This window comes from Kribbella albertanoniae, from assembly GCF_004348455.1.
Classification (GTDB): Bacteria; Actinomycetota; Actinomycetes; order Propionibacteriales; family Kribbellaceae; genus Kribbella; species Kribbella albertanoniae.
The window spans coordinates 1-10,002 of record NZ_SMKA01000324.1 but is presented as its reverse complement, the minus strand read 5'-3'; the positions used below and the strand labels follow the sequence as shown (position 1 = coordinate 10,002).

9 protein-coding genes and 1 pseudogene are annotated in these 10,002 nt (G+C 67.9%); 3 read left to right on the top strand and 7 right to left on the bottom strand.

Going from position 1 to position 10,002, the window contains the following annotated elements; genetic code table 11:
• On the bottom strand, positions 1 to 124 hold a 124-nt coding region (locus E1261_RS39715), incomplete at its 3' end, for a glycerate kinase (protein ID WP_202875415.1).
• Between E1261_RS39715 and nfi the strand changes: the two are divergent.
• Positions 123 to 911, top strand: a pseudogene (nfi, locus tag E1261_RS39710) (deoxyribonuclease V); the annotation flags it as partial. The gene E1261_RS39715 and the pseudogene nfi sit on opposite strands and share 2 nt — an antisense overlap.
• 18 nt (positions 912 to 929) lie before the next feature.
• Here nfi and nadA read toward each other — a convergent pair.
• Genes nadA through E1261_RS39680 form a run of 6 tightly spaced genes read right to left on the bottom strand, consistent with a single transcriptional unit; the run spans position 930 to position 6,240 of the window.
• Entirely contained in the window at positions 930 to 2,120 is a 1,191-nt protein-coding gene (gene nadA, locus E1261_RS39705; protein ID WP_238176731.1) for a quinolinate synthase NadA, read from the bottom strand.
• A 57-nt stretch (positions 2,121 to 2,177) separates the two neighbouring features.
• Complete coding sequence (locus E1261_RS39700) at positions 2,178 to 3,365, bottom strand: glycosyltransferase (protein WP_132414911.1); 1,188 nt, start codon at positions 3,363 to 3,365, stop codon at positions 2,178 to 2,180.
• A complete protein-coding gene (locus E1261_RS39695) occupies positions 3,365 to 3,796 on the bottom strand; it encodes an FAD synthase family protein (RefSeq protein WP_238176730.1) in 432 nt (143 codons plus the stop codon). The genes E1261_RS39700 and E1261_RS39695 overlap by 1 nt, the downstream gene beginning before the upstream one ends.
• Entirely contained in the window at positions 3,796 to 4,530 is a 735-nt protein-coding gene (locus E1261_RS39690; protein ID WP_132414910.1) for a CDP-alcohol phosphatidyltransferase family protein, read from the bottom strand. The genes E1261_RS39695 and E1261_RS39690 overlap by 1 nt, the downstream gene beginning before the upstream one ends.
• Positions 4,527 to 4,958 carry an adenylyltransferase/cytidyltransferase family protein gene (locus E1261_RS39685; protein ID WP_238176729.1) on the bottom strand — a complete coding sequence of 144 codons (432 nt, stop codon included), beginning with the start codon at positions 4,956 to 4,958 and terminating at the stop codon, positions 4,527 to 4,529. The genes E1261_RS39690 and E1261_RS39685 overlap by 4 nt, the downstream gene beginning before the upstream one ends.
• Positions 4,959 to 5,013: 55 nt before the next feature.
• Complete coding sequence (locus E1261_RS39680; protein ID WP_238176732.1) at positions 5,014 to 6,240, bottom strand: glycosyltransferase family 4 protein; 1,227 nt, start codon at positions 6,238 to 6,240, stop codon at positions 5,014 to 5,016.
• A gap of 87 nt (positions 6,241 to 6,327) precedes the next feature.
• On the opposite strand from E1261_RS39680, the gene E1261_RS39675 reads away from it, so the two are divergent.
• Together E1261_RS39675 and E1261_RS39670 are read left to right on the top strand one after the other, a co-directional pair.
• Positions 6,328 to 8,037, top strand: a complete 1,710-nt coding sequence (locus E1261_RS39675; protein WP_238176728.1) for a right-handed parallel beta-helix repeat-containing protein — start codon at positions 6,328 to 6,330, stop codon at positions 8,035 to 8,037.
• A gap of 182 nt (positions 8,038 to 8,219) precedes the next feature.
• Positions 8,220 to 10,002 (top strand): right-handed parallel beta-helix repeat-containing protein (locus tag E1261_RS39670; protein WP_238176727.1); only part of this gene is annotated, 1,783 nt, incomplete at its 3' end.

The window sequence follows — 10,002 nt, the reverse complement described above, 5'->3', positions numbered from 1 at the left end:
CCATCGGCGCCACCAGCACCTCAGCCCCCGGATCCCGCCGCCGCCACCCCTCTTCAATGGCCGCAGCCGCCTCCACCGCGGTCAACGTCCCAGCAAACTTGTCCGGCGCAATCAGCACTCGCATGCCCACATCCTCCCCCACCCCGGCGGTGGTCGCTCGCCACAGGTCAGCTCGCGGACCGCCACCACTGACCAACTCCCCCGCCACCCGAATCTCCACGCTCAGCCACGGCCCACAGCCACCCCAAGAGCCACTTTGGTCAGTGGCACAGATCCGCCCCTACACTCGCCCGGTGAACTGGCCGACCACCGCAGCCGAGGCGATCGCCGTACAGCAGCAGTTGCGCGACCAGGTCGACCGGACCGACCATGGCGGACCACCGCGGTACGCCGCCGGGCTGGATGTCGCGTACGACGGGGACCGCCTGGCCGCGGCGATCGTCGTACTGGACTGGGAGACCCTCGCCGAGGTGGATCGCGCCGTGGTCCCGGGGCGGACGGCGTTCCCGTACGTGCCCGGCCTGTTCGCCTTCCGGGAGGTGCCCGCGCTGCTCAGCGCGCTCGAGCAGCTGACAACGACACCTGACCTGCTCGTATGTGATGGGCAAGGAATTGCCCACCCGCGCCGGTTCGGGCTGGCGTCGCACCTGGGCGTGCTGACCGGGATCCCGTCGATCGGCGTGGCCAAGACCGCGTTCGTCGGTACGCACGCCGAGCCGGGACCGACCCGCGGTGCGACTGCCGACCTGACGCTCGACGACGAGGTGGTGGGTGCCGTCGTTCGGACCCAGGACCGGGTCAAGCCGGTCTACGTCTCGATCGGGCACCGGGTGAGCCTGCCGACCGCGATCAGGCACACCCTGCATCTTGCTCCGCGGTACCGCCTGCCGGAGACGACTCGCGCCGCCGACAGGCTGTGTCGCGCGGGGCTAGTCGCGGGCGGACTTGCCGGGGAGGGCGAGCATGCGGTCGAGGGCGATCTTGGCGTAGTGCTCGGTGTCGGCGTCAACCTTGATCGGGTTGACGACGTGCCCGGCGACCAGGTTCTCCAGGGTCCAGACCAGGTGCGGTAGGTCGATCCGGTTCATGGTGGCGCAGTAGCAGACGGTCTTGTCGAGGAAGACGATGTTCTTGTCGGGGTTCTGCTTGGCCAGCCGCTGGACGAGGTTGAGCTCGGTTGCCACGGCCCACGACGTACCGGGCTCGGCCTCCGCGAGCTTGTTGATGATGTATTCCGTCGACCCGACGTAGTCCGCCTTGGTGACGACCTCGTGCCGGCACTCCGGGTGCACGATCACGTTGACCCCGGGCACCCGCGAGCGCACGTCGTCGACCGACTCCGGGGTGAAGCGGCCGTGCACCGAGCAGTGCCCGCGCCACAGGATCATCTTGGCTGCCGACAGCTGCTCGCGAGTCAGCCCGCCGCCCGGCTTGTGCGGGTCGTAGACGACGCACTCGTCGAGCGAGATACCCATCTGGCGCACGGCCGTGTTCCGCCCGAGGTGCTGGTCCGGCAGGAACAACACCTTCTCGCCCTGCGCGAACGCCCACTCGAGCGCCACGTCGGCGTTGCTCGACGTACAGACCGCGCCGCCGTTGCGCCCACAGAACGCCTTGATGTCGGCGCTGGAGTTCATGTAGGTGACCGGAACCGTCACGTCAGCCACACCAGCGTCGGCGAGGGCCTCCCAGGCGGCCTCGACCTGCTGGATGCGCGCCATATCCGCCATCGAGCACCCGGCCGCCAGGTCCGGCAGGATCACCGTCTGGCTCTCGTTGGTGAGGATGTCGGCCGACTCAGCCATGAAGTGCACACCACAGAACACGATGTACGGCGCATCCGGCCGATTCGCCGCGTCCCGCGCCAGCTTGAACGAGTCCCCGGTGACGTCAGCGAACTGAATCACCTCGTCACGCTGGTAGTGGTGACCCAGCACGAACACCTGGTCACCCAGCGCAGCCTTCGCCTTCAGCGCCCGCTCCACCAGATCCGGATCCGATGCCGGCGGCAACGCACCGGGGCACTCGACCCCCCGCTCGGAGTGCGGATCTGTGTTCTGCCCCAGGAACAACAGCGGCAAGGATTTGGCCCCATCGGCAATCGTCGTCACGTCAAGCATCGTGCCACGTTTCCAGCCCCCACCCGGTGTCCCCCCTCACTGCCCGGATGCTGAAACTCAGTGGGAGACGTGGGCTCCGGCGTACCAGTTGGCCAGCAGGTCTGGGAGGCGGTCGGGGCCCCAGCGATCGACGGGGGTGATGCGGCCGTCGAGGGAGGCGAGGCCTTTGGCCAGGCCGCCGACTACATCGCCTTGCCAGGGGACGACGGCGCCTTCGCCGGGGCCGACGATGACGGAGGGGCCGCCGCGGTCGAGGCAGACAACGGGGCAACCAGAGGCTAGGGCTTCGGTGACTGCCCATCCGGCGGCCTCGCGCAGGGCAGGAGCCAGTACGGCGTCGGCCCGGAACATCGCGGCGAGCACCGATTCACGGGGCAGTTGGCCGGTGAACTCGACGCGATCGCGGACCCCGAGCTGCAGGGCGAGCCGCTCAGCGCGTTCCCAGTCCGGGCCGTCGCCGATGATCCGGAGCACCCAGTTGGCGGCTTCGGGGCGGGCCAGGGCGCTGATCGCGAGCAGCACGCCCTTCCACGGGATCAGGCGGCCGACGAACAGCGCGGTCTTCACGCCCGGCGGACCGAACGGCTCGTACGGGCCGGAGGCGGTGAAGCGGCTGATCGCGACGTTCGGCTGGACGACGATCTCGCGAGCATAGGGGCGGAAGGTCGCGGCTACATCGTTGTTCTGGGCAACCATCAGGTCGGCGGTCCGGGCTGCCTTGCGACCGGTCAGGTGCCGACGGATTCCCGTGTAGACGCGGCGGACCAGCTCACCGACCACACCACGCGGTCCCAGCCAATGCGCCATCGACAGCGGCGCGGTCGTCGAACCACCGACCGGCCCCCAGATCACCTTCGCCGACGACGGCCGCACCACACCGGCCGCCATCCAGTCGACGGCAAACGTCAGGTGGTGGATGACGTCGTACGAGTGCTCGGCGTGCAGCTCAGCCGCAGTCCGCGCGGCGAGCCGCTGCCAGAGCGGGTAGTACCAGTACACATCCGCCGGCCGTCGCCGTAACTTCAGCACCCAGCGCGGCAGTTCCAGCGGTACGACGGTCAGTCCGGGCACCGGCCGGATCGCCAGCTCCTCGGCGATCTCGTGCGCGAACTTCGCCCGGGTCAGCAGCCACACGTCGTGATCGCGGGCCGCCGCCTTCGCCCACGCCCAGCCGGCGCCGGGCTCGGAACCGCCCTGGGGCCGGCACGCGTACGCGCTGATCAGGACCTTCGGACGGCTCGTCATCAGCTCAGCCCCTCCAACAGGCGGCGCAGATCGGTACTTGAGGTGGACGCCGTATACGGGAAGTAGTGCACCTGCGCCCCGACCTCGCCGAGCAGCCGCTCAAGCCGAGTACCCTTTTCGGTCCCTTTCCAGTCGTCGCCCTTGAACAGGACGTCGTACCGGAGCTGTTTCCACATCTCGAACTTGTCGCTCGACCAGTCGCTGACCACCTCGTCGACCAGGCCGAGTGCCCGGACGACCTCCATCCGCTCGTCGTGCGGAACGACCGGCGGGCGGCCCTTGATCCGGGTCACCACGTCGTCCTCGACGACTCCGGCGATCAGGTGGTCACAGTGCTCGCGGGCCCGGCGCAGGATGTTCAGATGACCGATGTGGAACATGTCGTAGACACCCGGCGCGTAGCCGACACGGCCCATGATCAGATTGGCCATCAGCCGCGCACCGGCTGCAGCGCAGCCATCTCCCGGTACCACTTGACGACGGCCGCCGCCAGGAAGAGCAGGTTGATCGCGAGCAGAGCGCCGTACAGGACGGCGAACAGCGACTGAGTGCCGAAGGCAAGGAAGACCAGACACAGGACGCCGTAGTCGGTCGGTGCTATCAGCAACGACTTCAGCACGGAATCGCCACGCTGGTTGGGCTTCTGGGCGCCACCGTGGCCGCGGCGCAGCTGGTCGATCAGGATCAGCCCGAAGAACAGCACCGAGGACAGGCAGAGATACGCCAGCGGGATGAGCAGCACGAGCTCGTTGCCGAAGGCATCGAAACGGTAGAACGAGATCAGTACGGCGCTGTGCAGCAGCACGATCTTGACCGCGTCGATCATGTGGTCGAGCCACTCACCGAGCGGCGAACCGCCACCCCGCAAGCGGGCCAGCTGACCGTCGGCCGAGTCGAGCCCGTAACCGAGCACGAGCAGCGCGGTCACCGCCAGCGCAAGCCCGAACGACGGCCGTACGGTCGCGATCAGCGCGATCCCGGCCAGCGAACACAGGCCGCTGGTAATACTGACCTGGTTCGGAGTCCGGCCGGCCAGGAACGCGGTCGCCGCGAACACCCGCCCGATCCGCCGATTCACGAACCGCGAGTAAGCCGGCGTACCAGCCGAAGGCTTCTGTGCCCTGGACAGTTGAGCGACGACCTCGCCCAAGGAATGAGCGGTCATGCCACCGAGCTGCGGGACTGCCGCTGGTCGATCGCCGCGCGAAGGATGGTGCTGCGGGACATCCGGGCGTCGGGCAGCTCATGCAGACCCGACACGCCGTTCAGATCGTCCGCACCGAGGACACCGTCGAGATCGGCGGCGAACACCAGCCGGCCGGTCAGCAGACTGGGGTCCACGTCATCGATCACGAGCACTTCGTCGACTGCCCGCAGGTGCTGCAGGATCTGGACCCGCTCGACCAGCGGCACGAACGGCCGCGCGCCCCAGGCGTCCATCGCCCACTCGTCGGTCAGCACGCCGACGACCAGCCGGTCACACGCCTGGCGGGCCCGCTCGAGCACGTCGAGATGCCCGACGTGGAACAGGTCGAAGACCCCGGCCAAGAATCCGTTCTGCGGCAAACTGTGTTCCCCCTGCGGCTCCCCCACGGAGCGTCCTGTTGCGCGGCCGGGCCGATGAGCGACCTGACCGTCAGCGGTGACCCTATACCTCTGCGTCACGACGTGCCCAGCGTCCCTTCCGGATCCGTTCACCCGAGGTGTGCTCGGCGATCGCATCCGTGTAGATCCTCTCCGTGGCCGCGAGATCGCGCTCGGGGGTGAAGCGGTCCAGGTAGACCTGACGGGCTCGCTGGCCGAAGGCTACCGAAGTCGCCGGATCCGTCACCAGCTCGATCGCCTTCCGCAGGCCGTCGGTGTCACCCGGCTCGGCCAGCGCACCGGTCTCACCGTCGTCCACCAGCTCCGCCAGCGCGCCGAGCCGGGACGCGATCACCGGAACGCCGTGCGCGAACGCCTCCACCACCACGAGTCCGAAGGTCTCATACGAACGCGCCGGTACGACGACGGCGCGCGCGGATCGCAGCACATCCATGCAATCCGCCCACGGTAGTTGACCAAGTACCTGAATCGACAGGTCTTTGCGGGCCCGCTCCTCAGCCTCGGCGCGCAGCGGTCCGTCGCCGATCACGACCAGCCGGCCGAGCGAGGCAGCATCAGCCGGGCCAGGCCACGCCCGCAACAGATCCGCAAACCCCTTGTCCTCGACCAGCCGTCCGAGGAACACCACCGCATCCCCCGGCCCGGTCCGCACCTGACCGTCGTGCGGCACCGCATGCGGCTTCACCACGATCCGGTCCGCGTCGAAGCCATGAGCGACGTACCGCTCGCGCACGAACTCCGACGGCGCGATCAGCTTGGTGACGTAGCGCTGCCAGGTGTGCAGGGTGTTGTGGATGCCGATGCTGGTTGCCAGCGGCAGCGTCTGCACCCGGGACTCGCGGTAGCAGCTGTGCCGCACACCGGCCAACGGAAGCTTGCCGACGCAGGAGTCACAAGGACCACCGTCGCGCTGCAGTACGGCGTTCGCACACATCAGCCGGAAGTTGTGCAGCGTGGCCACCACCGGCAGGTCCAACCGGTGCGCCGCGCGCAGCACCGAGGGGCTGAAGAGCGGGAACGTGTTGTGCACATGCACCACATCGGGCCGATTCGCTTGCAATAGCTGTGTTAAATCGCGTTCGGCCGAAAATGACCATACGGAGCGAAACGGTAACAATGCGCGATCTTTTCGCCCCATCGCGGCGATGTCGTCGCTGTTCCGAGCGTAAAGGTCGATCTCATGTCCTGAGTTACCCAACAAATCAACCGTTTGCGCGACGACGGTGTTCTCGCCGCTGGGTTGACCACTCCGGTAACGGTTGTGCAACATGGCGACCCGCATGGCACTACCTTAAGTCTCGCGGTGGCTACGCCTGGTGTATCCAGGCCTGGTGAACCGCAACCCCGGAGGGTTTCCTTGAGCAGTAAGCGCTCTACGGCGTGGTTCGCAGCGTTCATCGCCGCGGCCGTCGCGGTCGTTACGGTCGCCCTCCCGGTGATCGCACACGAGAACAACGCCACAAGTGCCGTGAAGTCACGCACGAATTCGGATCCCTCGATCGCGGGCGGCAAGCTGCCCACGCACCAGGCGTCCAAGCCCGGCACCAAGCACCCGTCGTCGAAGGGCACAACGGGCGTGCAGCCGTCGGCTTCGAAGAAGCCCGTTCCGTCGAAGCCGGCCACGAAGCCCACCGTGCCCGTACCTCCGGTGACAGCACCGACGATTCCCGTCGTCGATCAGGGCTCGGCCGGCCCCGCTCTGGCGGGTCCTTGCCGCGGCGTGTCGATCGAGCCGGGCGACGACGCGGCGAAGGTCGTGAGCGCGGCCGCAGCCGGTACGACGTTCTGCTTCGCGGCCGGCGTCCACCGCATCGGCACGACGATCCGGCCGAAGGCGAACCAGGTGCTGGCGAGCGAGGATCGCGCCGTACTGACCGGGTCGGTGCCGTTGACCGGGTGGACCCGCGACGGTGATCGCTGGGTGGCGCGCGGGGTGCTGCCTTCGGCGTACGGGAAATCTGGGCAGTGTGAGGACAACCAGGCGAACATCTGCCATCTGCGGGAGCAGGTCTTCCTCGACGGAACGCATCTGACCCGAGTCGCGAGCCTGGGCTCGGTGGCACCGGGGACGTTCTACGCCGACTACGCCGCGGATGCCGTGTACATCGGCAGCAATCCGGCCGGGCACTCGGTCGAGATGTCGAAGACCGCGACCGCGATCGAGTCCGGCGCAACCGGTGTGGTCGTGCGCGGGCTGACCATCGAGCACTTCGCCAGCGCTCCGCAGGCCGGTGCGCTGGTGTCCGGCCCGCAGTGGAAGGTGACCGCGAACGACGTCCGCTGGAACCACGCGGTCGGCGTGATGCTGGTCAAGGCGAACAAGACCAAGGTGGACCGGAACCTGATCCACCACAACGGCCAGCTCGGCCTCGGTCAGTACAGCTCGGCCGCGGCCGACGTGACCCGCAACGTGATCAGCGAGAACAACACCGATGGCTTCTGGGTCGCCGACTGGGAGTCCGGCGGGATCAAGTCGACCCGCTCCTCCGGCACGGTCAGCGGCAACATCATCAAGGCCAACCGCGGCGTCGGCATGTGGGCCGATGTCGCCGACGACGGCCGGGTGATCAGCGGCAACAAAATCACCGGCAACGCGGCCGACGGGATCCGCTACGAGATCAGCCGCAACGGCGTGATCGAGAACAACACCATCACCGGCAACGGATTCGGTACCGGCCGCGGCTCCGGTACGTCGCTGTGGGACGGCGGCGGTATCAACGTGAACACGTCGACCGGCGTGACGATCCGGGGCAACTCGGTCTCCGGCAACGTCAACGGGATCACCATCCAGTCCCGCACCCGGGGCCTCGGACCGTGGGGCGCCTACGTCCTGCGCGATATCGAGGTCAGCGGGAACACCGTGACGATGACCGGCGGCACGCAGGCGACCGGCATGGTGCAGAACACCGCGTCCCCGGTCCCGGCGGGTGAGGTCGTGTTCTCGGCCAACAAGTACGTGCTGGACGCGCTCGGGGCCAAGCGGTTCGCCAAGTTCGGCACCAAGCTGACCGCGGACGGCTGGCAGAACGCCGGCCTGGATGCCGTCAGCACCTTCCTGGCCAACTGACGATTACTGTTCGCGACCGATTTCGCGGAGCGTGATCGATGCCTTCTGCAACGTCTGTAAATTTGGTGCATAAAGCAACGGAATGAGGGTTGCAATGACTACCCGACGTAGTACGCTGCTGACTTGAAGTCGCGCCTTGGGGGGTGCGCCGAGGAACTACGTTGCCCCCCGGAGGCTCCTCAGTGAAACCACCGCTCACCGTTCTCGCAGTAGTTGCCACCGGCACCCTGACCGTCGCCCTGCTGGCCCCCCAGGCCCTCGGCATCCCAGGCGCCGCCCCGGTCGGCCCCGTCGGTATCCGCCTACCCGACGACGCCAGCCCTGGCAGCATTGCCCACCCCACCGCCCAACTCCTGAGCGCCCACCCCGGCGCGCAGTCCACCGACACCGGACACCAGCCGGCCGCCGGCGTGCCTGATGCTGAGCAACAGTCCGCTCCTGAGCAGCTCAATCCCGGTGGGTTCTTTGGTGATCCTCAGTCCGGCGACGATCTGATCGCTATCGGGCCGGCTGACGATCCCACCGCTACACCGACGCCCACGCCGACCGCTCCCCCGTCCACGCCGGATCCGACGACACCTCCGACACCTCCGGCGCCTCCGGCGACCCCGGCGTGCTCCGGTGTGCGGATCACGCCGGAGGACGATGCGGCCAAGGTGGTGGCGGGTGCTCCGGCCGGGACGACGTTCTGCTTCAGCAAGGGGTTGCACCGGATCGGCTCGACCATCGCGCCGAAGACCAACCAGGTGCTCGCCGGCGAAACCGGTTCGGTGCTGACCGGGTCGGTTCCACTCACCCAGTGGGCGGCGAACGGTGGCGGCTGGGTGACCACGGGCGCCCTGCCTCCGGCGTACGGGCAAACCGGGCAGTGCGAGGACAACGTGGCGAACATCTGCTACCTCCGCGAACAGGTGTTCCTGGACGGCGAGCACCTGACCCGCGTCGCCTCCCGCGACAAGGTTGCCGTCGGCACCTTCTTCGCCGACTACGCCGCGAACGCCATCTACCTCGGCACCGATCCGCGCAAGCATGCGGTCGAGATGTCGAAGACCGGCACCGCGATCGCGTCCAACGCTGTCGGCGTGACAGTGCGCGACCTGACGATCGAACATTTCGCCACCCCACCGCAGGGCGGCGCACTCCAGCTCGGCCCGAAGTGGCGCGTCTCCGGCAACGAGATCCGCTGGAACCACGCCGTCGGCGCCATGCTGGTGAACGCGGACAACGCGATCCTGGAGAAGAACAGCATTCACCACAACGGCCAGCTCGGCGTCGGCCAGTACAGCACCGTCAACGGCACCATCACCCAGAACGAGGTCCGCGGCAACAACACCGACGGCTTCTGGATCGCCGACTGGGAGTCCGGCGGCATCAAGACCACCTGGTCGAACGGCGGCACCGTCACCGGCAACCTGATCAAGGAGAACCGCGGCGTCGGGCTGTGGAGCGACGCCTACGACGACAACCGGACCTTCAGCGACAACACGATCGTCGACAACGCGGCCGACGGCATCCGCTTCGAGATCGGCCGCAACGGCGTGATCGAGAAGAACCTCGTCACCGGCAACGGCCACGGCACCGGCCGCGGCTCCGGCAAGTCCCTGTGGGACGGCGGCGGCATCAACGTCAATACCTCGTCGAACGTCGCCGTCCGCGACAACGTGGTGGCCAACAACGTGAACGGCATCGCCATCCAGTCCCGCACCCGCGGCTCCGGCCCCTGGGGCGTCAACGTACTCCGCGACATCACCGTCACCGGCAACCTGATCACCATGCGCGGCGGCACCACCGCCACCGGCATGGTGCAGAACTCCGGCGCCGTCATCCCCGCCGGCGAAGTCACCCTCGACAAGAACACCTACCGCCTCGACAGCCTCACCTCCACCCGCTTCCAGAAAACCGGCCGCTGGTACACCGCCCGCCAATGGCAGCAACAAGGCCTCGACACCACCAGCACCTTCACCC